The 25,856-nt window shown below is 67.4% G+C and carries 22 protein-coding genes; 10 read left to right on the top strand and 12 right to left on the bottom strand.

The genetic code is table 11. The annotated features are described in order from the left end of the window. Window positions 1-37: 37 nt before the first annotated feature. Together ACVJ6E_RS05165 and ACVJ6E_RS05160 are read right to left on the bottom strand one after the other, a co-directional pair. Window positions 38-766 carry a L,D-transpeptidase gene (locus tag ACVJ6E_RS05165; RefSeq protein ID WP_120268614.1) on the bottom strand — a complete coding sequence of 243 codons (729 nt, stop codon included), beginning with the start codon at window positions 764-766 and terminating at the stop codon, window positions 38-40. A 214-nt stretch (window positions 767-980) separates the two neighbouring features. After that, window positions 981-1,715, bottom strand: coding sequence for a DUF2927 domain-containing protein (locus tag ACVJ6E_RS05160; RefSeq protein ID WP_208996685.1), 735 nt, complete (start codon window positions 1,713-1,715; stop codon window positions 981-983). A gap of 216 nt (window positions 1,716-1,931) precedes the next feature. Here ACVJ6E_RS05160 and ACVJ6E_RS05155 point away from each other — a divergent pair, with 216 nt between their 5' ends. The 6 genes from ACVJ6E_RS05155 (at window position 1,932) to ACVJ6E_RS05130 (ending at window position 8,307) form a co-directional block, all read left to right on the top strand. Further along, window positions 1,932-2,651, top strand: a complete 720-nt coding sequence (locus tag ACVJ6E_RS05155; RefSeq protein WP_120268615.1) for a protein phosphatase CheZ — start codon at window positions 1,932-1,934, stop codon at window positions 2,649-2,651. Window positions 2,652-3,024: 373 nt separating this feature from the next. Beyond that, a complete protein-coding gene (locus ACVJ6E_RS05150) occupies window positions 3,025-3,705 on the top strand; it encodes a DNA-3-methyladenine glycosylase I (protein WP_120268616.1) in 681 nt (226 codons plus the stop codon). 826 nt (window positions 3,706-4,531) lie between these two features. Then, entirely contained in the window at window positions 4,532-5,530 is a 999-nt protein-coding gene (locus ACVJ6E_RS05145) for a TRAP transporter substrate-binding protein (RefSeq protein ID WP_120268617.1), read from the top strand. Between the two features lie 84 nt (window positions 5,531-5,614). Beyond that, window positions 5,615-6,121, top strand: a complete 507-nt coding sequence (locus ACVJ6E_RS05140; protein ID WP_120268618.1) for a TRAP transporter small permease — start codon at window positions 5,615-5,617, stop codon at window positions 6,119-6,121. Further along, window positions 6,122-7,396, top strand: coding sequence for a TRAP transporter large permease (locus ACVJ6E_RS05135; RefSeq protein WP_120268619.1), 1,275 nt, complete (start codon window positions 6,122-6,124; stop codon window positions 7,394-7,396). It abuts the gene before it with no gap. Between the two features lie 41 nt (window positions 7,397-7,437). Then, window positions 7,438-8,307 (top strand): isocitrate lyase/PEP mutase family protein, encoded by an 870-nt coding sequence (locus ACVJ6E_RS05130; RefSeq protein ID WP_120268620.1) that lies wholly within the window; start codon window positions 7,438-7,440, stop codon window positions 8,305-8,307. Between the two features lie 412 nt (window positions 8,308-8,719). Here ACVJ6E_RS05130 and ACVJ6E_RS05125 read toward each other — a convergent pair whose 3' ends face one another. The 5 genes from ACVJ6E_RS05125 to ACVJ6E_RS05105 form a co-directional block, all read right to left on the bottom strand. Further along, window positions 8,720-10,153 carry an amidase gene (locus tag ACVJ6E_RS05125; RefSeq protein ID WP_120268621.1) on the bottom strand — a complete coding sequence of 478 codons (1,434 nt, stop codon included), beginning with the start codon at window positions 10,151-10,153 and terminating at the stop codon, window positions 8,720-8,722. Window positions 10,154-10,323: 170 nt separating this feature from the next. Continuing rightward, entirely contained in the window at window positions 10,324-11,013 is a 690-nt protein-coding gene (locus ACVJ6E_RS05120) for a Crp/Fnr family transcriptional regulator (protein ID WP_120268622.1), read from the bottom strand. 319 nt (window positions 11,014-11,332) lie between these two features. After that, the gene (locus ACVJ6E_RS05115) at window positions 11,333-12,121 is read right to left on the bottom strand and encodes a ChbG/HpnK family deacetylase (protein ID WP_120268623.1); all 789 of its coding nucleotides are present in this window, start codon (window positions 12,119-12,121) and stop codon (window positions 11,333-11,335) included. Between the two features lie 84 nt (window positions 12,122-12,205). Then, window positions 12,206-13,753 carry a glycosyltransferase family 39 protein gene (locus ACVJ6E_RS05110; protein ID WP_120268624.1) on the bottom strand — a complete coding sequence of 516 codons (1,548 nt, stop codon included), beginning with the start codon at window positions 13,751-13,753 and terminating at the stop codon, window positions 12,206-12,208. A gap of 39 nt (window positions 13,754-13,792) precedes the next feature. Continuing rightward, window positions 13,793-14,944, bottom strand: coding sequence for a glycosyltransferase family 2 protein (locus tag ACVJ6E_RS05105; RefSeq protein ID WP_120269231.1), 1,152 nt, complete (start codon window positions 14,942-14,944; stop codon window positions 13,793-13,795). Window positions 14,945-15,216: 272 nt separating this feature from the next. On the opposite strand from ACVJ6E_RS05105, the gene hisS reads away from it, so the two are divergent. Genes hisS through hisG form a run of 3 tightly spaced genes read left to right on the top strand, consistent with a single transcriptional unit; the run spans window position 15,217 to window position 18,961 of the window. Then, the gene (gene hisS / locus ACVJ6E_RS05100) at window positions 15,217-16,839 is read left to right on the top strand and encodes a histidine--tRNA ligase (RefSeq protein WP_120269232.1); all 1,623 of its coding nucleotides are present in this window, start codon (window positions 15,217-15,219) and stop codon (window positions 16,837-16,839) included. Beyond that, window positions 16,836-17,951: an ATP phosphoribosyltransferase regulatory subunit gene (locus ACVJ6E_RS05095; protein ID WP_120268625.1), complete on the top strand. Its 1,116-nt coding sequence runs from the start codon at window positions 16,836-16,838 to the stop codon at window positions 17,949-17,951. The genes hisS and ACVJ6E_RS05095 overlap by 4 nt, the downstream gene beginning before the upstream one ends. A gap of 11 nt (window positions 17,952-17,962) precedes the next feature. Next, entirely contained in the window at window positions 17,963-18,961 is a 999-nt protein-coding gene (gene hisG, locus ACVJ6E_RS05090; RefSeq protein WP_120268626.1) for an ATP phosphoribosyltransferase, read from the top strand. Window positions 18,962-18,983: 22 nt separating this feature from the next. On the opposite strand, the gene ACVJ6E_RS05085 is transcribed toward hisG, so the two are convergent. The 3 genes from ACVJ6E_RS05085 to groES form a co-directional block, all read right to left on the bottom strand. Beyond that, window positions 18,984-19,196, bottom strand: a complete 213-nt coding sequence (locus ACVJ6E_RS05085; protein WP_120268627.1) for a SlyX family protein — start codon at window positions 19,194-19,196, stop codon at window positions 18,984-18,986. 221 nt (window positions 19,197-19,417) lie between these two features. Continuing rightward, a complete protein-coding gene (gene groL / locus ACVJ6E_RS05080; RefSeq protein ID WP_120268628.1) occupies window positions 19,418-21,055 on the bottom strand; it encodes a chaperonin GroEL in 1,638 nt (545 codons plus the stop codon). 104 nt (window positions 21,056-21,159) lie between these two features. Further along, the gene (gene groES / locus ACVJ6E_RS05075; protein ID WP_067220552.1) at window positions 21,160-21,447 is read right to left on the bottom strand and encodes a co-chaperone GroES; all 288 of its coding nucleotides are present in this window, start codon (window positions 21,445-21,447) and stop codon (window positions 21,160-21,162) included. Window positions 21,448-21,744: 297 nt separating this feature from the next. Between groES and ACVJ6E_RS05070 the strand changes: the two genes are divergently transcribed. Further along, a complete protein-coding gene (locus ACVJ6E_RS05070; RefSeq protein WP_120268629.1) occupies window positions 21,745-23,373 on the top strand; it encodes a TadE/TadG family type IV pilus assembly protein in 1,629 nt (542 codons plus the stop codon). A gap of 36 nt (window positions 23,374-23,409) precedes the next feature. On the opposite strand, the gene ACVJ6E_RS05065 is transcribed toward ACVJ6E_RS05070, so the two are convergent. Both ACVJ6E_RS05065 and ACVJ6E_RS05060 read right to left on the bottom strand, forming a co-directional pair. Continuing rightward, a complete protein-coding gene (locus tag ACVJ6E_RS05065) occupies window positions 23,410-23,988 on the bottom strand; it encodes a hypothetical protein (RefSeq protein ID WP_147421849.1) in 579 nt (192 codons plus the stop codon). 127 nt (window positions 23,989-24,115) lie between these two features. Beyond that, entirely contained in the window at window positions 24,116-25,579 is a 1,464-nt protein-coding gene (locus ACVJ6E_RS05060) for a sigma-54-dependent transcriptional regulator (RefSeq protein WP_199681149.1), read from the bottom strand. Window positions 25,580-25,856 lie beyond the last annotated feature (277 nt).

Here is a 25,856-nt window from a genome sequence, read left to right as displayed (position 1 = left end):
CGGGGGTTTGCTTGCGGGGAACTTGCAGCAAAAATCGTTAGAGAACGTGCACCTTGGCGCCGACCGGCACCCGGTTGTACAGGTCGATCACGTCCTCGTTGCGCATGCGGATGCAGCCCGAGGAGACCGCCCGGCCGATGGTCCAGGGCTCGTTCGAGCCGTGGATGCGGTAGAGCGTCGAGCCGAGATAGAGGGCGCGCGCGCCCAGCGGGTTCTTCGGACCGCCGGCCATGTGCACCGGCAGGCCCGGCTGGCGCTTGCGCATTTCCGCCGGCGGGCGCCAGTCCGGCCACTCGGCCTTGCGCGTCACCTTGTGCGTGCCGGCCCATTCGAAGCCCGGACGGCCAACGCCGACGCCGTAGCGGCGGGCAAAGCCGCCCTTCTCCACCAGGTAGAGATAGCGCGCCTCGGTATCGATCACGATGTCGCCGGGCTTGTGCTTGCCGTCATAGGCGACGGTGGTCGGCAGGAAGCGCGGGTCGACCTGGCGCTGCACCTGCTTGGGGCGCGTGGCCGCGCCCGGGGCGACGCCCATGTGGCGCACCCGTTCCATGCGCTGCGGCTGGCGCATCACCGGGCGGGTGGTCACCTGCGGGCGCATCTGGCGGCGATGGGGCTGCAACTGCAGCACCCAGGGCTCGGTCAGGTCGGGGCTCAGCAGAAGCGGCGGCGCGCCGGCGCCGCTGCGATAGTCGGCCTTGGCAGGGGACAGCGCCATCGCGCCGGCCAGCATCGCCGCGGCAAGTAGAAATCCTGTTCGCTGCATCGACGTACTCGCAACCTCTTCGTCGCACCACGGGGACCGCCGGGGCGGCAGGGCACGGGCGGATCGTTCGAAAGTAGCGGCTGCGCGGCAGTCAATCGTAAACCTTGCGGCAAGACGCGCCGCTTTCTCTCCGCTTGGTTAGCGCCAGGTTGAAGGACATGGTCAACGCCGCGTGAATCGGGCGGGCTTGCCGGTTAACGCGGGCGGCGCGCCGTCAGTTCACCAGCGGGCGCACCTGGCGCACGATCCCCGGCAGCAGGGGCTGGACCTGCTCGGGGCTCATGCCCGGCCTGATGCTCGGGTGGTAGAGCATGTTGAGCAGCAGCCGGTCGAACGTGGTGAAGCGGCTGTGGCGGGAGCGGTCGTTGAACACCGAGTGCGACAGCGAGGTGTCGTCGTTCATCGGCCCCAGGCCCTGCAGCAGTTCCTCCACCAGGCAGCGGCGGAACAGGAAGTCGCCCTCGTCGGAGACGATCACCGCCGCCGATTGCGAGATGCCGCGCCGGTCGGAGACGACCCGCACCAGGCAGCGGCCCGGCACGTCGGCGGTCGGATCCTTGTAGATGTGCCGGCGGACCACGTCGCGGTACTGGCCCCGGTCGACCACATAGACGTGGAAATTCGCCTCCGCCGGCGTCGGCACGACGATCGTCGACAGGCCGCGGACCCCGGTGCCCATCTGCTCGATGAAGCGGTAGACCATCGGCTTGCGGTTCTTGGCCGCCAGATTGTGGACGTAGAAGCGCACCGGCCCGGTGTATTTCTTGACGAGATAGGGCTGCCAGCTCCACGAGCGGTATTCCAGCCCGAACACCGTCTTCATGAAGCCGTCGATCAGCTCTTCGGTGGAGAAGGTGTACGGGGCGGCCGCCGACGGGGAAGTGCTGCCGGAAAACGCCGGCAGGGCAAGGCAAAGCAGCAGCAACAGTCTCGACAGCGGTCGGCGCAAGATCGCGATTCCGGTAACGGCATTTCAGGTCAGGCGTCGCTCGCCATCAGGGAGCATACAGAACCGGGCAGGGGATCGGAACGCAAAATCGCGGTCGGTGGCGAATGCCGTTGCGGCAGTGCCTCCGGAACAATTCCTTAAATCTCTGGAGCTATACGTTATTCCCACTGCCCCCCGGTACAGCCTGCCCCGGAAGACGTGGAGACGACCCCAGCCATGATGGCCACCAGAAGAGCCTTTAGAGCCGAGAGCCTCTTGCAGCAGTCGAATGCTGATGGAGGGTCGGGGTACGGTTCTGATGTGCAATACAAGACCCTGATGGCCGAGATTTCCTCGATCAAGGCGATGATTCGCCCGGCCGAGGAGGTTGGCAACCAGGTCCTGGAGCAGTTCAAGAAGGAACTGGGCGAGGCGGTAAAGCTCAAGGCGGAGCTCGATTCGATCTACGAGGCGATCGCCAAGACCAAGCACGAGATCGCCACCCTGCACCACACGACCGGGCAGGACAGCCACGAGATGAGCCGCGTCACCAACGAGCTCGACGCGGTGGTCAGCGGCACGGAAGGGGCGACCGAGGGCATTCTGTCGGCGGCCGAGTTCATCGACGAGACGGCCAACACGCTGGCGGCCCGCCTGCGCGGCCAGGACGCGGAGCTTGCCCACGACATCCAGGAGAAGGTCGTCCAGATCTTCGAATCCTGCAATTTCCAGGACCTCACCGGCCAGCGCATCACCAAGGTGATCAACACGCTGCGCTTCATCGAGGACCGCATCATCCGCATGATGGAGATCTGGGGCGGCATCGAGAGCTTCAAGGCGATCGAGCCGGAGGAGCAGCCGACCCGCGAGGGCGATGCGGCCCTGCTCAACGGCCCGGCGCTGGAGACCGACGAGGGTCTGGCCAGCCAGGACGACATCGACGCGCTCTTCGCCTGAGCGCGTCCACGCCCCCGCGGAGCCGGCGAACGTAGTGAGCCTGGCGCGAGCGAAACACCGGTGGAGGCGAGCGGAGACCCCGCGAGCCGGAACCAGGCCGCAACGGCGGCCCGGGCTTTGCCCGCCCCCGGCGGAGCCGGCGAACGTGGTGAGCCTGGCGCGAGCGAAACACCTGGGGAGGCGAGCGGAGACCCCGCGAGCCGGAACCAGGCCGCAACGGCGGCCCGGGCTTTGCCCGCCCCCGCGGAGCCGGCGAACGTAGTGAGCCCGGCGCGAGCGAAAAAACGGCATCGCTTCACAAGCCTTGCCGTTCCTGCTATCTCGAACAAAGAGTGAACAATCGGGCGCGAGAAACGCGCTGCAAGGAGGCGCGATGAGCGAGGCGGCAGACGGACAGGGCGGTGGGACCGAAGCGCGGGACGACCTGCCGCGCGGGCTGCTGCGCGGCGAGGACGGCCATTGCCGCTGCGGGTGGCATGGCAACAAGCCCGACTATCTCGCCTATCACGACAGGGAATGGGGCCGCCCCGTCACCGACGACCGGCGTCTGTTCGAGAAGATCTGCCTGGAAGGGTTCCAGTCGGGCCTGTCCTGGCTGACCATCCTGCGCAAGCGCGAGAGCTTCCGCGCGGGGTTTGCCGGGTTCGACTTCGAGGCGGTGGCGCGGTTCGGCGATGCCGATGTGGAGCGGTTGCTGCAGGATGCCGGCATCGTCCGCCATCGCGGCAAGATCGTCTCGACCATCAACAACGCCCGCCGCGCCTGCGATCTTGTCGCCGAGCGCGGCTCGCTCGCCGCCTATTTCTGGAGCTTCGAGCCCGGACCGCAGGACCGGCCGGACTATTGCGACCACGCGTCGGTGTCGGTTCTTGCCCAGACACCGGCCTCCCGCGCCCTGTCGAAGGACCTGAAGAAGCGCGGCTGGAGCTTCGTCGGCCCCACCACGGTCTATGCCTTCATGCAGGCCATGGGGCTGGTCAACGACCATCTCGAGGGCTGCTGGGTGCGCGAGGAGGCGGAGCACCAGCGCCAGGCGCTCGTCCGCCCGACATAAGGCGGGGGCCTTTGCTCCCTTCGGCTGTCATCCCGGTTTCGGCGAAGCCGAAGACCGGGATCCAGTAAGCCCGAACGGTCAGGGAAGGGCCTCGACGCTCCAGCTTCTCCGGCGTCATCCCGCATCTCGGCTTCGCTGCGTGCGGGATGACGAGAGGAGAGGTTAGCGGCCTCCCGACATCGCTCTGGAAACCAATAGCCCCCGGATCTCGCAATGCTCGTCCGGGGTGACGCGCGGAGGATGAGGTGACGGCAGAGGGGATGCGGGATCGCGCCTCCTTCTCGGCCGTCATCCTGGCCGCGCGCAAGCGCAGAGCCGGGACCCATTGGCACCCTCAGCAGCAGTGAGGCGGAGCGCGGGCCCGCTCCTTGCCCGCCGTCTTCGCTTCGCCCCACTCGCAGGCTGTCATCCCAGTTTCGGCAAAGCCGAAGACCGGGATCCAGTAATCCCGAACGGTCAGGGAAGGCCTCGGCGCTCCAGCCTCTCCGGCGTCATCCCGGGCAAGGCGAAGCCGCGACCCGTGACCGGAGAGCCACCGTGCCTGCCTCTCGCACCCCGGCGTTTCCGAAACCGCCCCTTGCCCGCCGCCCTCGCGGTTTCTCCCGGTGTCAGTTGTGAGTGGCGGGCACATGGAGGTTGCGCGGTCCCCTCGCTTCGGCTTAGCTGGCATGGCATTTGCCACAAGGGGTTGCCATGGAGCGACCGGGACGGCCCCAGCGGTTGTCGTCTCCCGTCCGCTCCGCAGCCAGAACCCTTGTCGGAACGACAGGCGCCGGGAAACGGCGTCGCTTGGGGCGCGCGACGCGCTGCCCATGGGAGGACTGACATGAAATTCGCGCGCTATGCCATCGGCCTTGCCGCCGGCCTTGCGATGACCGCTTCCGCGGCCTTCGCCGACACCACCACCCTGCGGATCACGCTGCAGCTGCCGCTCAAGAGCCATCTCGGCGAGAACGTCAGCCTGTTCAAGCAGAAGGTCGAGGAGATCTCCGCCGGCGACATCAAGGTCGAGATCTACGACTCGGCCCAGCTCTACAAGGACAACGAGGTGCCGCAGGCTGTCGGCTCCGGCGCCATCGAAATGGGCGTCGCCTCGCTGACCCGCTATGTCGGCGACGTGCCGGCGGTGGACGTCTTCTACATGCCGTTCCTGCTCAACAGCGAGGATCTGGTGCGCAAGGCGGTGGCTCCGGGCAGCCCGGTGCGTGGCCCGCTCGACGAGGCGATCCTGGAGACCGGCGCCCGCGTCGTGTGGTGGCAGGCTTATGGCGGCTCCGTGCTGCTGTCGAAGGGCGAGCCGATCCGCACTCCGGCCGACCTGAAGGGCAAGAAGGTCCGCGTGTTCGGCAAGACGCTCGGCGAGTGGATCAAGGCCGCCGGCGGCGCGCCGACCCTGGTCTCCGGCTCGGAGCAGTACATCGCCTACCAGCGCGGCACCGTGGATGTCGGCATGACCGGCGTGTCCGGCGTCGACGCCCGGCGCCTGTGGGAGGTCATGGACACGATCACCGTGACCAACAATGCCGATATCGAGTTCATCGTCGTGATCAACGAGCAGTTCTGGCAGGGCCTGCCGGAGCAGCACCGCGCCTGGATCACCGAGGCGGCCCTGTTCGCCGAGAAGGACGTGCGCGACCGCATGTCGGACATCGAGGCCACCTCCTACAAGGCCGCTCGCGAGAACGGCATGACCATCTACGAGCCGACCGCCGAGGAAATCGCTGCCTGGGAAGCCGCCGCACAGCCGGTCTACGACCAGTTCCTCGCCGACGCGGGTGAACTTGGCGCCAAGGTTCTCGAGGCCGCCCGCGCCCTCAGGAACTGACCCCTTTTCCGGAATGAGCGTCGGGGCGGCCCGTTCCGCCCCGGCGCACCCGGACCTTCCGCAATACAAGCTGGGATTGACCCGATGCTGCGTGTGATCGACGCCGTTTCCCGACTGGCCGGGACGGTGGCGGGCTGGGCCTATTTCGCCACCGCCCTGATGCTCGGCTACGAGGTGGTGATGCGCTATGTCTTCATCGCCCCGACCATATGGGCCGAGGAACTGGCGCGCATGCTGCTCGTCTGGGCTACCTTCGGCGGGGCGGCGATCCTGCTGCACCGGCGCCAGCACATCACCATCACCCTCTTGACCGATCACCTTTCGCCCCGACTGCGGCAGGTGCAGGAAGTGTTCGTCCTGCTCTTCATTGCAGGTCTTGCCGCGCTCATCGTCTATGACGGTGCCGGCATTGCCTACGATTCCTTCCATCGCGGCCGCACCACCGGCTCCATGCTCGACCTGCCGGCCTGGTGGTCGCAGGCCTCGCTTCCGGTCTGCTTCGCACTGCTTGGCCTTCAGGCGCTGGCGGAGGCGCTGCGCGTCGCCATTGGCGGGGCCGACGATCTTCCCCGCGGTTCGGTGGAGCACTAGATGACCACCATCATCATTCTTCTGGCGCTGTTCGCCCTGCTGCTGGTCGGCGTGCCGGTGGCCTTCACCATGGCCGGCCTCGGCTTCGGCCTGCTCTATTTCGGCGGTTTCTCGCCGCTGATGGTGCCGCAGGGGCTGCTGTCTGCGGCCGACAGCTTCGTGCTGATCGCCGTGCCGCTGTTCCTCCTGATGTCCAACGTGCTGCTGAAGGGCGGCGTCGGGCGGGATCTCTTCGCTGCCGTGCAGGCCTGGGTCGGCCATTGGCCGGGCGGTCTTGCCATCGCCACCATCCTGTCCTGCGGCATCTTCGCGGCGATCTCCGGTTCCTCCGTCGCCACGGCCGCAACCATCGGCACCGTGGCGATCCCGGAGATGACCTCGCGCGGCTATCCGCGCCGCTTCGTGCTCGGCCTGTTGGCCGCCGGCGGCACGCTCGGCATTCTCATTCCGCCCTCGATCCCGATGATCGTCTACGGCGTCATCACCGAGGAATCGATCATCGCCCTGTTCCTGGCCGGCGTCGGCCCGGGCCTGCTGCTGATGGTGCTGTTCATCGCCTGGTCGGTGCTCTATGCGAGCTTCGCCGCCGACTACCAGCCGAGCCCACGCGCCACCTGGGACGAGCGCCGACGCACCGCCATCCGCGCCTTCCCGACCGTGCTGCTCGCCGCCTTCGTCATTTCCGGCATTTACATGGGCATCTTCACGCCCACCGAGGCGGCGGCCATCGGCTTTCTCGGCTCGCTGATCGTCGTCGGGCCGGTGCTGCGTACCCTCGACTGGCCGAAGTTCCGCGACGCGGTCGCCGAGGCCATGACCACGACGGTGGCGATCCTGCTGATCGTCGCCGGTGCCAAGGTCTTCGGCAAGGCGATCACCCTCTACCGCATTCCCCAGGACATCTCGCTGTTCCTGTCCGAACATATCGCGACCGCCGGCATGTTCGTGCTGGTCGTCGCCCTCGTCCTGCTGGTGATGGGCCTGTTCCTGGAATCGCTGTCGATGATCCTGATCATGGTGCCGGTGCTGTCCGGCGCGCTGATGGCGCTCGGCATCGACCCGATCTGGTTCGGCGTGTTCTTCGTCATCATGATCGAATGCGCCCTGATCACCCCGCCTGTCGGTCTCAATCTCTATGTGATACAGGCGGTCGGAAAGGCGAGCATGGGCGAGGTCGCAACCGGCGTCCTGCCGTTCCTCGTGATCATGCTGGCCAGCGCCGCCATCATCTTCTGGTGGCCCGCCGTCGCGCTCTACATCCCCTTCCGGCTGTAGGCGCGCGCCGGGCGCCCGGTTTCCAGCGAAAAGGCAAGTCCATGTCCTCTCCCGCCGCGCGTCTTCGCGCCCATCTCGCCGCGACCCCGCTCACGGTCATGCCCTGCTGCTTCGACGGCCTGTCGGCCAAGCTGATCGGCGATGCCGGCTTTCCGGTCACCTTCATGTCGGGCTTTGCCGTCTCGGCCGCTCGCATCGGCGCGCCCGACACCGGCCTCATCTCCTATGGCGAGATGGTCGACACCGGCCGCAATGTCTGCGCGGCGACCGGCGCGCTGGTCATCGGCGACGGCGACACCGGCTATGGCAATGCCCTCAACGTCAAGCGCACGGTGCGCGGCTACGCCCAGGCCGGCTTTGCCGCGATCATGATCGAGGACCAGGTGGCGCCCAAGCGCTGCGGCCACACCCGCGGCAAGCTGGTCGTCGACCGCACGGAAGCCGTCAACCGCATCAAGGCGGCGGTCGATGCCCGCGAGGAGGGCGCCGACATTCTCATCCTCGCCCGTACCGATGCCCGCCACGGCCACGGGCTCGACGAGGCGCTGGAGCGTGCGGCCGCCTTCCGCGATGCCGGTGCCGACCTGCTCTTCGTCGAGGCGCCGCAGTCCGTCGAGGAGATGGAGCGGATCTGCCGCGAGGTGCCCGGCGTCCACATGGCCAATCTCGTCGAGGGCGGCGCCACGCCGCTCCTGTCGCATGCCGAGCTGCAGCGCATCGGCTACCGGCTCGCCGCCTATCCCCTGACGCTGCTCTCGGCCGTCACGCGCGCCATGCAGGAGGCGCTGCAGGTGATCAAGGCCGGCCAGCATCCCGATGCGGCGCTGCTCGACTTCCCCTCCCTGCGCAAGGCCGTCGGCTTCGACGCCTATTACGAGGAAGAGGCGAACTACGCCGACCGTCGCGATTGAGAGTATTGCATGCGGGGCGGCAGGCGGGGATAAGCCCGTTTGCCGCCCGCGCCGCTCGGCGGGGATAAGTCGAGACTTAAGGCCGGAGTGCGCACCCGTGCGCCGATTTCGGGAAAATTGAGACGCGAGAGGGGCCTGCGTCGCAAAATTTCTCGAAATTTTGCAAAATCCGTCTCGAAAATTCTCGAAATTGATTTCTTTTTATAATCAGTAGCTTGTTCTGAATCGTGCGGCGAAGTCCGTCCGTGGTGATCCGCTTTCCTGCGGCCCGCGTAAATTTGCCGAGATCCGAAGTGCGACGGCTTTCCCGATCCGCCGCTCGACCCACGCTTACGGGTCTCAGCCGGAATGCCTACCCGATCGGCTACCCGGCCAGGAGGCCGCTCTCCCCCGGAGCGGCCTCCTTTTTTGTTTAAAGCACCGGTTTGCGCGACAGCCAGTCGGTCGCCTGCTCATAGGCTTTCGCGGCCTGCAGGACGCCGAGATCGTCGCGCGGCCGGCCGATGATCTGGATGCCGGCCGGCAGGCCTTCTGCCGAAAATCCGGCCGGGACCGCCACCACCGGCAGGCCCAGAAGGCTTGCCGGAACAACGACTTCCATCCAGCGATGGTAGGTGTCCATCACCCGTCCGCCGACCTCCTTGGGCCAGTCCAGCGTGACGTCGAACGGAAACACCTGCGCTGTCGGCAGGATCAGCACGTCGACCTTCTCGAACAGCCGCAGCACCGCCCGGTAGAAGGCGCTGCGCACCACGCTCGCCTCTTCCAGCCGCGCCGGCGTCAGCACGCGGCCGCGCTCGATTTCCCAGATTGCCGCCGGTTTCAGCTTGTCGCGGGTTGCCGCAGCCTCGTAGAGACCGCCGAGCTTTCCGGCAACCCGCCAGCTCCGCAGGTCCGCCCAGGCCTGGAACACCCGCTCCGCATCGAAGCCCGGCGCCGGCTCCTCGACCCGGCAGCCGAGACCGGCGAAGGCGTCGACCGCCGCCCGGCACAGCTCCAGCATTTCCGGCTCGAACGGCAGGTGGCCGCCCAGATCGCCGAGCCAGCCGACCCGGAGACCGGCGATGTCGGATCGGATCGGCGGCACGAATTCGCTCCCGTCGCCCGGCAGCGATTGCGGCGCGCGCGCATCGTATCCGGCCTGCACCGACAGCAGCAGCGCCAGATCGTCGACGCTGCGCGCCATCGGCCCTTCGGTCGCCATCCCGTCGAAGAAGCTCTCCGGCCCCGGCCCCGACGGCACCCGGCCGTAGCTCGGCCGCATGCCCAGCACGTTGCAGAAACCGGCCGGATTGCGCAGCGATCCCATCATGTCGCTGCCGTCGGCGACGGTCAGCATGCGCGCGGCCAGCGCCGCCGCGGCGCCGCCGCTGGAGCCGCCGGCGCTGCGCGTCGTGTCGTAGGGGTTGCGCGTCGGCCCGAACAGCGGGTTGTAGGTATGCGACCCGAGGCCGAATTCCGGCACGTTGGTCTTGCCGATGAAGATGCCCCCGGCCGCCCGGATGCGCGCCACCTGGATGCCGTCCTCCTCCGGCACCTGGCGGGCGAAGACCGGCGAGCCCATGGTCGTCGGGATGCCGGCGGTCATGGCGAGGTCCTTGATCGCCTGAGGAACTCCGTGCAGCGGCCCGCGCGAGCGTCCCTCGGCCAGCTCGACGTCCGCCGCATTGGCCTCGGCCAGCAGCGCATCGCCGTCGCGCAGCGAGACGATGGCGTTGATCTGCGGGTTGACGGCGGCGATCCGGGCGAGCGTTGCCTCCATCACTTCGCGGGCCGACACCTCGCGGGCGTGGATCTTGCGGGAAAGCTCGACGGCGGAAAGCTCGAGAAGCTCTTGTGACGGCATCGGCGGGACCCTTCGGGCTGGAAAGGCCGGCTGTGCGGACGTGGTGGCCGACAGCGGCAAACGGGCGGGTGGCGAGGCGGGAGGCAACAGCCTCCCGAGCGCCAGGGACTTGAAATGTCACATGTTCCGCAGCGAATGCCAAGGGCGGCGAACTGGAAAGAGACGCCCTCCTACAGCGCCGAGGCGCGGCGCAGCCATTCCGGGTTTTCCAGACAGTAGTAGCCGGAAATGCGGCTGATCGTGCCTGCGCGCTTCCAGTCGTTGAGGACGCGGCTGACATTCTCGCGCGCCGCACCCGCCATGTTGGCGATGTCGGCCTGCGACAGCTTGTAGTGGATCAGGATGCGATCCTTGTCGACCGGCTTGCCGAAGGTGTCGGCCAGCTGCAGCAACGTCTGGGCAACGCGGCCGGGCAGGGGCAGGAAGGAGCGTGCGGCCAGCACGTCGTTGGCCTGGCGCAGCCGCTGGCCGACGATCGACAGCATGTGGCGGTAGAGCGCCGGGTTCTCGTCGGCGAAGCGCTCGAAGGCGTGCTTCTCGATGAAGGCGAGGCGGGTCGGCTTCAGCGCCGTGACGGTGGCCGAACGCGCCCGCCCGTCCAGCAGCGCGAGTTCGCCGACGATGGCGCCGGGGCCGAGCACGGCCAGCAGCTGCTCGTCGCCCTCGACGCTGACGATGGAGACCTTCAGCGAGCCCTCGAGGATCGCGTAGCAGCCGTTGCCCGGATCTCCTGCCTCGAACAGGATGGCGCCGGGCTTCACCGACATCGGCCGGGCCAGTGCGGCAAGGCCGGCGGCAAGGCTGCAGTCCAGCCCTTCCATGGAAAAGCTGTTCTCGAGGAAGTTCCTCAGTTCAACCATCTGTCCTGCCTCGATTCTTCGTCCCCTGGGACGCGCATTCTCGGGGCCGGCGCATGAATGCCGCATGAATTGGAGGAATGCGCCGACGCGACTGCCCCGTCGCGTCGGGCCGAACTGGCCCCGTCGGGCCATATTACGGCGGTTTCGCCGGCAGCAAAGCGGATTGTGTGACTGTCGTCACTGTAACAGGGCGCAGTCCACCCTATATCAGACATAACAGGCGCTGCTCTCCTGACCTCGCAGTGCCCCTCCCGAAAAACCGGTCCCCCATCCCCGCGGGGGGCCGGTTTTCGCGTTTTCGGGCCTCGCGCACCGTGGCTCAGTACAGGAAGATGTCCTTCTCCATCAGCAGCAGCGGAAACGTATCGCCCTTGAAAAAGGCGAACTGGGCGCTGCGCGTGTCGAGGCGCGCACGCGGCTCCACCCGCCTCAGCCGGTCGTCGACTTCGCCCGGTCGGCAGAAGACGACGGTGCGGTCGGCGAGCCCGTTGAGCCCGCGCCGCAGGTGCTGGACATGGGGAGCCTCGTCGATGGCATCGGGAAAGTCGGGCCCGCGCTCCAGCACCTTGAGCCCCGCGTCCCGCACCGTGCGGGTGAAGCGCGCGGCGGCACGCGGGGTGAGCTGCGGCATCACGATGCGCGGCGGCCAGCGGCGCAGGGTCACCTGCTTCAACACGACCCGCGCGACGGCGGGCACGGCAAGCAGCTCGTCGGCCACATGCAGGAAGTCGGCCGGGCGCTGGTAGAACTCCTCGAAACAGGTGATCTGCGCTTCCACCTCCTCGGCCAGCATCTCGTCGGGAAGCAGGCGCAGCGCGCCCCGCAGGCGCCACCAGCGCGCCTTTGGAAAGCCGTTGCCGAACTGGCTGCGCGCCCGCACGGAGAGCGGCGCGAAGGGGCGGGTCAGCGTCAGCGTCAACCCGACCAGGGTGCGATGGCGGACATTGTCGACCGTATCGCGCAGCGGCAGGTACTCGCGCGACCACAGGTCGGAGACGACGAGACATCCCACGGCAGAGAGCGCGCCGGCCGAGATCAGCTCGCGCAAGGCCCGGTCGACACCGAAGGCCAGGCCGTAATCTGCTGACGTGAGGAGGATCCGTTTCATGGTGAAATTCTATGCAAGGACCGGCGCGCCGACGCCAGTCCCAATTTTATTCTGTCGATTATATGCGGCCCAACCGTGTGCCGATCACGGCAGCGGGTAGACGGGATCCAGAGGCCCGCCCGCGAGCGGTTCGGCGACCCGGTAGACGATCAGGTTCTCGATGGGCGTGCCGCGCGAGCTGCGGGTGAGCACGGCGACGCGCTCCACCTCGGCAAAGCGGGCCGAGAGGCGCTCAAGGCCGGGATCCCGCCGCTCCTCGGCGACGAACAGCGCCGGCTGCGCCAGCGTGCCCGCGTCCGGATCGGGCCGCATCGCGTAACGGATGCGCTGGTCGACCTGTTCCACCGGCATTGCCTTGTCGAGCTGCCAGGAGAGTTGGGCATTGAGGCTGTAGGCGTTGGTGGCGATCCATGCCGCACCCTGTTCGCGCGCAAGAGCCTCTAGCGCCGAACCGATCTCTTCCCAGCCGCGGGTCTGGTGCGTCGGGTCCTTGCGCGCGAAGGCCCCGGTCAACGGTGCCACCGCATGGACGTAGACGACCAGCGATACGGCGAGCCCGAGCGCCACGGCGACGGCCGAGAAGCGCTGCCAGAACCTTGTGCCCGGCCGCAGCGGCGGGTTTGCCGCGACCAGTGCAGCGGCAAGGGCGATGGCCGGAAACAGCGGCGCGGGCCAGTTGCCCTGCACGCGCGAATGCAGCGAATGCGCCAGCAGATAGACCAGGAAAGGCAGGCTGGTCCACAGCAGCAGGCCGCCGGCCGCCTCGCCCCGCAGGGCGGCGCGGACGATGCGCACCACGCCGATGCCTGCAAGCACCGCGACCAGCGGATTGGCAAGGCCGATGAGCGCGCCCAGGAATTCCGGCAGGTAGCGCGAGCTCCAGCCCTCCGGCACGGCACGGCCGAACTGCTTGGTGAAGGAGGCCCATTCATGCGCCGCGTTCCAGCCGACCACCGGTGCTACCAGGAGGGCGGCGAGCAGCCCGCCGGCCCAGAGTTGCCAGGCGCCCCACCAGCGGCGCGCCTGCGGCACGAAGACGAGATAGAGCACGATGCCGGCGCCGAGAAACAGCACCGAATACTTGGCGTTGAGGCCCAGCCCGGCGAAGACGCCGACCGCCAGCCACCACCAGGGGTTCTCGCTCGCCGTCAGCTCCGCCAGCGCCCAGATGGCAAGGCCCCAGAACAGCACGGACGGCGCATCGGGCGTTGCCAGCAGGCTGCCGACGCCGATCAGCAGGCTGGCGTTGAGGAACAGGACCGCAAGGCCGGCAACGCGCGTGCCATAGAGCAACTGCCCGGTGCGCCACAGCGCGGCCGAGCCGATGGCGGCCGACAGCACCGACATGAAACGCAGGCCGAGCGCGGTGTCGCCGAACAGCGATTGTCCGAGGAAGGCGAACCAGGCGACCATCGGCGGATGGTCGTAATAGCCGGTGGCGGGAGAAAGACCCCAGAGCCTGTAATAGGCCTCGTCTTCCGCAAGGCCGGCATCGGCGGCGACCAGCAGCCGCAGCACGGTGAGGCCCGCCACGAGAAGGGCGAGGGGCAGGGGGCGCAGCCACAGGGGCAGGGCGTCCGTTGCCGTGCCGCCCGGCTTTAGCGCCTCGTTGTTGGGGGTCAGTCCCGCCATCTCGTCGTCCTTGTCGCGCCGCGAAGGCCTGCTGAGGCCTCAGGCCTTGCGCCAGGTCAGCACCGAGCTTGCGGCATAGTTCCACACCGCGCCCATGACCGCACCGGCAAGGCCGGCAAGCCCGATCAGGATGCGACCGGCATCCTCCTGGTAGACCAGCGAGGCGACGCCGACATTGGCGACGACACCGACGCTGCACACCACGTAGAAGGTGAAGAGGCCGCGTAGGGCCGCAAAGCCCCGCAGCCGGCGGTCGCGATAGGTCAGGCGGTTGTTGAGCCAGAAGTTCGTGGTCATGGCGACGAAGGTCGCCGCCGTCTGCGCCACCGGGAAGGACAGGCCGCCCAGCTCCATCATGGCGAACAGCGCCGCCATGTGGACGAGGACGCCGGACGCGCCGACCAGCATGAACATCAGGAAGCGGATCGAGACCAGGTCTCCGACGAGCTTGGACAAGATGAGCCCCAGGAAGTCGAGCGCCACCAGCGTGTCGAGCTTGCTCTCGCCATGCAGGCGCTCGCGGAAGACGAAGGGAAGCTCGACGATGCGCAAGGAGCCGCGCGCGGTGGCGACGATGTCGAGCAGGATCTTGAAGCCCTGCGAGGAAAGGCCGGGCGCCAGCCGCTCGACTTCGGACCGGCGGATCATGAAGAAGCCGCTCATCGGATCGGACAAGGTCACCTTCAGCAGCACCCGCGCCAGCCGGTTGGCAAGGCCGGAGCCGGAGGCGCGCACGCCGGACAGGCCGGTGCCCACGTCGCCGCCTTCCACATGGCGGCTGGCCACCGCAAGGTCGGCCGCACCGTTGGACAGGGCCGCCAGCATCTTCGGCAGCAAGGTCTCGTCGTGCTGCAGGTCGGCATCCATCACCGCCACATAGTCGGCGGAGGAGGCCAGCATGCCCTCGACGCAGGCGCCCGACAGGCCGCGCCGCCCGACACGGCGGATGACGCGCACCCGCGGGTCGCGCGCGGCGATGGCGCGGGCGACGTCTGCGGTGCCGTCCGGCGAATTGTCGTCGACGACGATCGCCTCCCAGGCGATGCCGGCGAGCGCGGCGTCGAGCCGGTCGATCAGGACGGGCAGGTTGTCGCGTTCGTTGTAGGTCGGCAGCACGACCGAAAGCCGTGCTGCGGCTAGCGGCGCCGTAGCGTCGGCCTCGCCCGTGTGCTGAATGCCGTCGCCCGGCATGGGAACTCCGAACATCAAGGGGATCCGGTCTGTCTTGACCGCCCGCGACCCGATGGCCTGCAAGGCGGAACCGCGCGGGACCATAGTCGGAACGCCCCCGATTGCAAGCGCCGATCCGCCGCAGCGTCCCGCGCGCCCCGGCGGCACCTCTCCCCGGCGTCCTTGCCCGCGCGGGCCGTTTCGTCTAGGAAACCGGCAACTGCAAGAACGCGCGCGTCTTTTGAGCCATGAGCAAAAAAGGATGCGCGCCCGCGATGGATTCCGATACGCCGATGGCCAAGAACAAACCGTCCAAGCTGAAGGCCCGCCTGCCGCGGGGCTTCGTCGACCGCTCGGCCGCCGACATCCGCGCCACCGAGGCGATGCTGGCGAAGATCCGCGAGGTCTACGAGCGCTACGGCTTCGATCCGGTCGAGACGCCGGCCTTCGAATATACCGATTGCCTCGGCAAGTTCCTGCCCGACACCGACCGGCCGAATGCCGGCGTGTTCTCGGTGCAGGACGACGACGAGCAGTGGATGAGCCTGCGCTACGATCTCACCGCGCCGCTCGCCCGTCATGTGGCGGAGAACATCAACGAGATCCAGCTTCCGTTCCGCAGCTACCGCGCCGGCTGGGTGTTCCGCAACGAGAAGCCGGGGCCGGGCCGTTTCCGCCAGTTCATGCAGTTCGATGCCGACAGCGTTGGCGCGCCGGGCGTCCAGGCGGATGCCGAGATGTGCATGATGATGGCCGACACGATGGAGGCCCTCGGCATTCCGCGCGGGTCCTATGTCATCCGCGTCAACAACCGCAAGGTGCTCGACGGCGTGATGGAGGCCATCGGCCTTGGCGGCGAGGAGAATGCCGAGCGCCGGCTGACCGTGCTGCGCGCCATCGACAAGCTCGACAAGTTCGGCATCGAGGGCGTGCGCCTGCTGCTGGGCGAAGGCCGCAAGGACGAGAGCGGCGACTTCACCAAGGGTGCGGGGCTGAGCAAGAAGCAAATCGATCATTTGATTTGGTTCACGCAGCTGAGAAGTCGGCCGTACGATCAAAACCCTCAGCCATTCGTTCTAAACCCGGTATTCGTCTACGCGTCTGAGACCGATCCGTCAGCGGAGCCAGTAGAGAAGGACATGCTCTCCGCTATGCGGCAGAGCGAAATATATGGCCCAGTCCAGTCCTTCTCGGAAGGCGTCGCTGAATTCGAGACGATTGCAAAACTCGTTGAAGCATCCGGATATGATGATGGGCGCGTGGTAATCGATCCCTCCGTCGTTCGGGGTCTCGAATACTACACCGGCCCGGTCTACGAGGCCGAGCTGCTGTTCGACGTCACCAACGAGAAGGGCGAAGTCGTGCAGTTCGGCTCCGTCGGCGGCGGCGGGCGCTATGACGGCTTGGTCAAGCGCTTCACCGGGCGCGACGTGCCGGCGACCGGCTTTTCCATCGGCGTCTCGCGCCTGATGACGGCGCTGAAGAACCTGAAGAAGCTGAAGACCGACGAGGTCGTCGCCCCCGTGCTGGTCACGGTGATGGACGGCGACACGGAAAGCCTTGCCCGCTACCAGAAGATGACGCAGGAGCTGCGCGCCGCCGGTATTCGCGCCGAGATGTACCAGGGCAACTGGAAGAAGTTCGGCAACCAGCTGAAATATGCCGACCGCCGCGGCTGCCCGCTCGCCATCATCCAGGGCGGCGACGAGCGCGCCGAAGGCACCGTCCAGATCAAGGACCTGATCGAGGGCGCCCGCCTTGCCGGCGAGATCGAGGACAATGTGACCTGGCGCGAAAGCCGCCCGGCGCAGGTCAGCATCCCCGAGGCCGACATCGTCGCCACCGTGCGGCGGATGCTGGCCGAGCAGGCCGAGGACCGCGCCCGGCAGAATGGCGACGCGGGGGCCTCCCAGTGAGCCCGGCACGCCCGCAGGCCGCGCGCTACGCGGCCCTGACCGCCCTGTTCGAAGCCGCCGGCTTTCCCACTGTTGAGCCGGCGATCCTGCAGCCGACCAGTCTGTTTCTCGACCTGATCGGCGAAGACATCCGTGGCCGCATGTACCTGACCTCGGATGCGGCCGGCGAGGAGCTGTGCCTGCGTCCGGACTATACGATCCCGGTCTGCCGCGCCCATCTCGACGGCCCCGGCGCGACCACTCCGGCGCGTTATTCCTATTGCGGCCCGGTGTTCCGGCAGCGCCGCGAGGGCGCGGGCGAGTTCATGCAGGCCGGCGTCGAGTGCTTCGGCCGGCCGGACGAGGCCGAGGCCGACGCGCATGTCCTGGCGCTGGCGCTTGAGAGCCTTGCAACGCTCGGCGTCGACGATGCGACGATCCAGATCGGCGACGAGGCGCTGTTCCGCGCCGTGCTCGACGGGTTGGACCTTGCGCCCGTGTGGCATCGCCGTCTCGGCGAGCTGTTCGGCGAACGCGACCGGCTGGACGCGGCCATCGCCGCCATGACGGGCGGCGTGCCGGATGGCGCCATGCCGGCGCCCGCCCTGATGCGCGCGCTCGATGGTGTCGATCCTGCGACGGCACAGGAGGCCGTTGCCGAGCTGCTGCGGCTTTCGGGCCTGCGCCCGGTCGCCGGCCGCAGTGCCGCCGACATTGCCGGGCGGCTGCTGGAACAGGCGGCGCTCGCCACCCATGACAGCGGCACCGACCGGGCAGCCGAGCTGCTCTCCGCGTTCCTGTCGATCCGAGGGCGTCCGCGCGAGGCGGTGACGGCGCTGGAAGGCTTCGCAGCCCGCTCGGGGCTGGACCTGGCCCCGGCGCTTGCCGGCTTCACCGCTCGGCTGGATGCGCTCGAGACGGCCGGCGTCGATGTGGCGAACCTTGAGTTCTCAGCCGATTTCGGCCGCCGGCTCGACTACTACACGGGCTTCGTCTTCGAGATCCATTCGGCCTCGCGCAAGGACGCTGGCCAGATCGTCGGTGGCGGCCGCTACGACCGTCTGCTCGCCCTGCTCGGCGCCGAGACCCACATCCCGGCGACCGGCTTTTCCATCTGGCTCGACCGGATCTGAGGCGCATTGTCATGACCCATTCGCCGGAAACCGCTGCCCAGCCGCTGATCATCGCGGTGCCCTCCAAGGGACGGCTGCAGGACAACACCCACGACTTCTTCGCCCGCGCCGGCCTGCCGGTCGGCCGTCCGGGCGGGGCGCGCAACTATCGCGGCCGGCTCGGCCGCTTTGCCGCCTCCGAGGTCGAGATCGCCTTCCTGTCGGCCTCCGAGATCGCCCGCGAGCTCAGCACCGGGCAGGCGCATCTGGGCGTCACCGGCCTCGATCTCGTGCACGAGACGATCTCGCAGCCCGAGGAGCTGGTGCATGTGGTGACGCCGCTCGGCTTCGGCTTCGCGGATGTGGTCGTGGCCGCGCCCGATGCCTGGATCGACGTGTCGACCATGGCCGATCTTGTCGATGTCGCCTCGCATTTCCGCGCGCGCAATGGCGGGCGGCTGCGCGTCGCCACCAAGTATGTGGCGCTGACGCGGGCCTTCTTCGCGCAGCACGGCCTGTCCGATTACCGGATCGTAGAAAGCGCCGGCGCGACCGAGGGCGCACCGGCCGCCGGCACGGCGGAGCTGGTCGTCGACATCACCACCACCGGCTCGACGCTTGCCGCCAACAATCTCAAGGTGCTGGACGACGGCGTCATCCTGAAGAGCCAGGCGCATCTCGTCGCCTCGCTGAAGGCCGAGTGGACGCCGGCGCAGCTCGCCGCCGCGCGGGTTATCCTCGACCGTATCGCGGCCGAGGAGCGCGCCCGCTCGCATCGCGAGATCCGCGCGCTGGTGCAGGCGCCGGAACTGACTGCCCGCACCGCGGCCGAGCAGTTCGGCGCGGTCGCGCCCTTCGGCACGCAGGTCGGCCAGCCCCTGCTGCTGCACTGCCCGGCGGATCGCGCCGCCGACTGCGCAACGTTGCTGCGCGACCACGGCGCACCGCATGTCAGCGTCACGACGCTCGACTACGTGTTCGGCACCCACAATCCGCTCTACGACCCTCTGGCCGCCCGCGTCGGCGCGTGAGCCGGCGCGGCCCGCACGCGGCTCAGTAGTGCGGCGGCTTGGTCACCGGCACATTGCCGGCGGCCGCATCCTCCAGCTCCTCGACATGCTCGACCACGGCCGTCAGGCGGCGGTTCAACGCGTCGATCTGGTCGGCCTGGCGGGTCACCACCTCGTTCAGTTCCTCGACGGTGCGCGTCTGGAAGGCGAGCTGCTCTTCCAGCCGCTCGATACGGGCTAGCGTTTCGCGGTCCATTGCACTCTTCCTCAGATCTTCTGCGGGTTTTGGGGGCCGGCCTTTGCGGGCGGCTCTCCGGCCCCGCCATACCCCTTGCGCGCGCGCCTGTCCATGTGGGGGAGGGGGGCGAGACAACGCCGCCAACCCGCTCCGTCGCGTGGCCCAGGGCGACACTACCTTCAAACGCAAATGGGCGGCCCGAGGGCCGCCCATCCGTGTCTTTTCGGGGACAGGACTTCTTAGAAGTCCATGCCGCCCATGCCGCCGCCCGGCATGGCCGGAGCCGGAGCGTCCTTCTTCGGAAGCTCGGCGACCATCGCCTCGGTGGTGATCAGCAGGCCGGCGATCGAAGCCGCGTCCTGGAGGGCCGTGCGCACGACCTTGGTCGGGTCGATGATGCCGGTCTCCACCATGTTGACGTACTTCTCCGTCTGGGCGTTGAAGCCGAACGTCTCGTCGTTGTTCTCCAGGATCTTGCCGACCACGATCGAACCTTCGACGCCAGCGTTCGTGGCGATCTGGCGGATCGGAGCCTCAAGAGCGCGCAGGACGATCTTGATGCCGGCCATGATGTCCGGATTGTCGGAGGTCAGCGCCTCGACGGCCTTCTTGGCACGCAGCAGGGCAACACCGCCACCCGGGACGATGCCTTCCTCGACGGCCGCGCGGGTCGCGTTGAGGGCGTCGTCGACGCGGTCCTTCTTCTCCTTCACCTCGACCTCGGTCGCACCGCCGACGCGGATCACCGCGACGCCGCCGGCGAGCTTGGCAAGACGCTCCTGCAGCTTCTCACGGTCGTAGTCGGAGGTGGTCTCCTCGATCTGCGCCTTGATCTGCGCAACGCGGCCCTCGATGTCGGCCTTGTCGCCAGCGCCGTCGACGATGGTGGTGTTCTCCTTGGTGATGGAGACCTTCTCGGCGGTGCCGAGCATGTCGAGCGTGACGTTCTCGAGCTTGATGCCGAGATCCTCGGAGATCACCGTGCCGCCGGTCAGGACGGCGATGTCCTCGAGCATGGCCTTGCGGCGGTCACCGAAGCCCGGAGCCTTGACGGCGGCGATCTTCAGGCCACCACGCAGCTTGTTGACCACGAGCGTGGCGAGAGCCTCGCCCTCGACGTCCTCGGCGATGATCAGCAGCGGACGGCTGGACTGGACGACGGCCTCGAGGATCGGCAGCATGGCCTGCAGGTTCGAGAGCTTCTTCTCGTGCAGCAGGATGTACGGCTTCTCCAGCTCGGCGACCATCTTCTCGGCGTTGGTCACGAAGTAGGGCGACAGGTAGCCGCGGTCGAACTGCATGCCCTCGACGACCTCGAGCTCGGTCTCGAGCGACTTGGCCTCCTCGACGGTGATCACGCCCTCGTTGCCGACGCGCTGCATCGCGCTGGCGATGTCCTCGCCGATCTGGGTGTCGCCGTTGGCCGAGATCGTGCCAACCTGCGCCACTTCGGCGGAGGTGGAGATCTTCTTGGAGCGGGCCTCGAGGTCCTTCACGGCGGTCTGGGCAGCCAGGTCGACGCCGCGCTTCAGGTCCATCGGGTTCATGCCGGCGGCAACGGCCTTGACGCCCTCACGGACGATGGCCTGGGCCAGGACGGTCGCGGTGGTCGTGCCGTCGCCGGCGATGTCGTTGGTCTTCGACGCGACTTCGCGGACCATCTGCGCGCCCATGTTCTCGAACTTGTCCTCAAGCTCGATTTCCTTGGCGACGGAGACGCCGTCCTTGGTGATGCGCGGGGCACCGAAGGCCTTGTCGATGACGACGTTGCGGCCCTTCGGGCCGAGCGTCACCTTGACGGCGTTGGCGAGGATGTCCACGCCGCGCAGCATGCGGTCGCGGGCGTCGGAAGAGAACTTGACGTCTTTGGCAGCCATTTTCAGGTCTCCATGTGGTTTGGGTCATCGCGGTATCGCGCCTGCGGCCTGAAGAGGGCCTGCGGCTGGCGACCGCGAAAAGGACAGGAAAAGCGCGGTGCGGCTTAGCCGACCACGCCCATGATGTCGCTTTCCTTCATGATCAGAAGGTCTTCGCCGTCGATCTTGACTTCGGTGCCCGACCACTTGCCGAACAGCACGCGATCGCCAGCCTTGACGTCGAGGGCGATCAGATCGCCATTGTCCTTGCGGCCACCGGGGCCGACGGCGACGACTTCGCCTTCCTGCGGCTTTTCCTTGGCGGTGTCCGGGATGATGATGCCACCGGCGGTCTTCGCTTCGGAGTCGACGCGGCGAACGACGACGCGATCATGCAGAGGACGGAACTTCATGTCGTGCTCTTTCCTTTTGGGGCCAGCGTGGTACTTGTCGCGCCTGCGCCCCTCCGTCGGGGTCGCCCGGTCGCCGACCACGTTGGCACTCTGTGAATGAGAGTGCTAACAGCGAGCTTGATGTAGGCGCCTCTCCCCCACCTGTCAATGGTCTGCCAAAGCGCTTTTTTTACGTGGCGGCGGTCGCCCTGCGGAATGGTGGGGCGGGTCTGGTCGGCCCGGCAGAAAGTTAAGGTTTCTGCTGCGTTAACGATCTTCGAAAAGATTTTGGCAATGGCTCGCCGCTAGGGTGCGACCATGATCAAGATCCATCAGCTTGCACGACGTTTCGTATCCGACCGCCGCGGCAGCATCGTGGTGCCACTCGCCGTGTGTACCGGCGTGTGCCTGATGGTGACGGGCGCGGCGATCGATTACACGCGCGCCTACAACGTCAAGGTGGACCTGCAGGCGGCGGTCGATGCGACCGCGCTGGCGGCCAACTACGGCAGCCAGGGCCTGTCCGAGGCCAAGGTGAAGACCAATGCCGAGGAGTATTTCAGGGCGATCTACCCGGGCGACATCGACGATGTCGAGCTGAAGGTCTCGGTGGTCAAGGGTACGGTGACGGTGACCGCCGGAAAGCCGGTCAAGACCATGCTCGGCAGCCTGATGAACAAGCCGCGGATCGACGTGCTCGTCATGTCGCAGACGGTGGTCGGCAAGGCGACCTTCGACGTGGTGATGGTGCTCGACAATTCCGGCTCGATGGCCGGCAGCCGCATGTCGACCCTGAAGAAGGCCGCGAAGGATCTCACCGAGACGCTGTTCAAGATCAACGAGGACGGCGACAAGAAGGACCGCGTGCAGATCGGCCTCGTGCCGTTCACCTCCTTCGTCAATGTCGGCGCCGACAAGGCGACGGCCTCCTGGATGGATCAGGAAGGCGCCTCGCCGATCCACTGGAAGAATTTCGAGACCCGCTCGAACGGCACGCCGGATCCGGCGGAGTTCGACAGCAAGCTTTTGACCAACGGCAAGCCGAGCCGTTTCACCCTGTTCAAGCAGCTGAAGCATACGGACTGGATGGGATGCGTCGAGGCCCGGCCGATGCCGTACGATGTCGACGACACGCCGCCGTCGAGCTCCAATCCGGCAACGCTCTTCGTGCCGCAATTCGCTCCTGACGAGCCGTCGAACGCCAACAAGAAGTGGGGCGACAGCTACTACAACAACTATCTGGACGATGACCGCGGCGCCTGCACGCAGACGGCGAAAAAGGCTTACGGCTCTTCGGGGATGGATCGCTGGGAATATGCCCAGAAGCGCCTGTGCAAGTACAAGGACCAGCCGCGAGCGCTCGGCAACACGACCGTCAACGGGCCGAACTACTGGTGCAAGACCCAGCCGATCACCGATCTGACCAACGACAAGTCGCAGGTGCTGCGCGACATCCAGACGATGAAGGCAGACGGCCACACCAACATTCACCAGGGTGCGGTCTGGGGGTGGCGGGTCCTGTCGCCCTCCGAGCCGTTCACCAAGGGGCGCGAGCCGAAGAAGGACGAAGAAGAAGAGCACGTGCGGGTGATGATCGTCATGACCGATGGCGAGAACACCTACCAGGGGCAGAACTCGTTCAACAAGACGCGCATCAACGCCTATGGCTACGGCACCGAGGAGCGCCTCGGCCGTGGCGTCGACAGTTACTGGGCAATCCAGGACAAGATGGACGACCGGCTGCTGCAGACCTGCGCCAACGCCAAAAAGGGCGGCGTGCAGGTCTACACGGTGGCCTTCCAGATCTCGAGCAGCAGCACCATCAACATGATGAAGAACTGCGCGACGACGCCGGCCATGGCGTTCGACGCGAAGTCCAACAGCGCACTGGTGGAGGCGTTCGAGCGGATCGCCGAGGAGATCACCAAGCTGCGGCTGCAGATGTAGGGCCAGGCCCTTTCAGCAACCATCAGCCGGCGGGCGTCACTCCGCCGCGCGGATGGTGAAGGGAAGCTCGCCCGAGGCCGTCTTGCCGCTCACCGTGTCGGTGAGCTTGGTCACCAGCCGATACTCGCCGGGCCGCAGGCCCTCGAAGGCGAAGCTGAGCGTTGCGTGGAATTCGCGCAGGCGGTTGCGGCTGTCGGCGCGCAGGTCTGCAAAGCCCGTCTGCTCGGCCAGCACCTGGCCGGACGTGTTCAGCAGCTCGAACCCGGCGGTCAGCCGGGCCCCGTACCCTTCCGCCGTCTGTTCGTGGCCGAAGCCGACCGGCTCGGCATAGACGGTGAGCGTGTCGCCGGCGGCAAACACCGCGTCCGCTCGCGGCGTGTAGCGTCCGTAGCCGCTCGCAGGGCCGTCTGTGAAGGTGAGGGCGGCGAAGGTCAGCGGTGCCTGCTGCCAGGCGGCATCCAGCGCCTCATAGGCGCCGGCCAGACCTTGCGGGAGCGAAGGGGAGGCCTGCTGGGCAAGGCTGGCTGCGGGAAGCAGCGCAAGACCTGCGGCAAGCGACACAGCCCTTGCAAGGGAAGCAGGTCGCGCTGCGCGCGCCCGCTTGCCCATTGTCATTGCTTCCCCGACATCCCTGCCGAAGCGACCCGACTTGCCCCTGATCATCCAAGCCCCGCCCTTTTGAAGCCCCGCAATGCGTATTTTGCGGCGCACCGTATAGAACGGGGCGCGGAAAACAACAAGATTATCCGGCAAAACCGGTGAACAGGGCGGTGTCGCCGCCCTCGATCCGGTCGCTCCAGGATTGGCGCTTGCGGTAGATTGTCGAGGGGCTGATTTCCAGCGCCGCCGCCGCCTTGGCGATGTTGCCGTCGAACGCGTCGAGCGCGTCCTCGATGATCCGCTTTTCCTGCGCCCATAGGGGCTCGATCTCGCCGCCGCGGCGACGGGCGGCGAAGGGAGCGGCGGCACCGCGCACCTGCTCGTGACGATGGGACAGGCCGCCCTCGCCAAGCAGGAAGGCCGGCAGCATCTGCGCCGTCAGCGCATCGCCCTCGTGCAGGACCACGGCCTGGCGGACCGCGTTCTCCAGCTGGCGCACATTGCCCGGCCAGTCATAGGTCAGCAGCTTTTCGCCTGCGCAAGGGGCGACGCCGGAAAAGGCACGGCCTTCCTCGCGCGCATAGCGGGCCAGAAAGGCCTGGGCCAGCGGCAGGATGTCCTCGCGGCGGTCGCGCAGGGCCGGCAGACGGATCGGCAGCACATGCAGGCGGTAGAACAGATCCTCGCGGAAACGCCCGGCGGCGATCTCCGCATGCGGATCGCGGTTGGTGGCGCACAGGATCCGCACGTCGACCGGCCGCGGGCGAGTGTCGCCGATACGCTGCACCGTGCCGGTCTGCACGAAGCGCAGCAGCTTGGACTGCAGGGCGAGATCCATCTCGCCGATCTCGTCGAGAAACAGCGTGCCGCCGTCGGCGGCCTCAGCTGCGCCCGGCCGGCTTTCCGAAGCGCCGGTAAAGGCGCCGCGCACATGGCCGAAGATCTCGCTCTCCATCAACTCACCAGGAATGGCGGCGCAGTTGATGGCGATGAAGGGGGCCCCGGTACGGGGGGAGCGGGCGTGGATCGCGGTAGCCGCCAATTCCTTGCCGCTGCCGGATTCGCCGGTGATGAAAACCGGTGCCGAGGATGGCGCGATGCGGCGGATCTGGTCGTAGACCTCGCGCATGCGGGCCGAACCGCCGACAAAGCCCTCGAAGCGGAAGGGCTCGCGCGTTGCGGTGAGGTCGCGGGGCTCGGCGGGATTTTGCGCGGAGTGCCGGCGCAGGCTTTCGCCGCGCGGGGAACGGGTGTTCTGGATCAGGAAGCGGTCGATGCGCTCGGCAACCGCGACAGGATCGATCGGCAGGCTGATCACGTCATGGGCGCCCGCCTCCATCGCCGCGAGGCTGCGGCTCAGGGACTCCCTGGGGCTGATGGCCATCAGCATAGCCTGCGGCTGCGCGGCGGCCAGCCGGGACAGGTGCCCATCCTGGCCGAGGGTCTCCAGGTCGACGATCATCACGTCGGGGCGCACCTGGGTGCTCGCGGCGTAAAACGGCTCGAAACTGTGATAGGCGACCGGCGTCGCGCAGGGATGATCCATCGCTTGAGCGATCGAACCGGCTAGCTCGCGGGTCGTTCCGTCTCCGTCGAGAACGGCCAACCGAATTTTCCCCGCAGCGCCATGCATGGACTCCATGCTTTGGCGACCCCCTTCTTGCTTCCGCCCGACTGGCGGCATCGATTTGATTTGCCGTCAGATTCTGATCGGACATGGTAAACAAAATGTTTCCGATCGGGCCCCGTGAAACAGCTCGTGCGCCCACCCGCCCGGTATCCACAGCCGGAAAGGCGTTCTTGGGCTGTCTGACCCACGAATTTCTGCGGATAGGTTGTGCCCGGTGCGGATGCTAGGGTCGCCCCGAAGCGGTCGCCGACCG

The organism is Stappia sp. G46H5W, from assembly GCF_058448995.1.
This window is presented reverse-complemented; position numbering and strand designations above follow the sequence as displayed.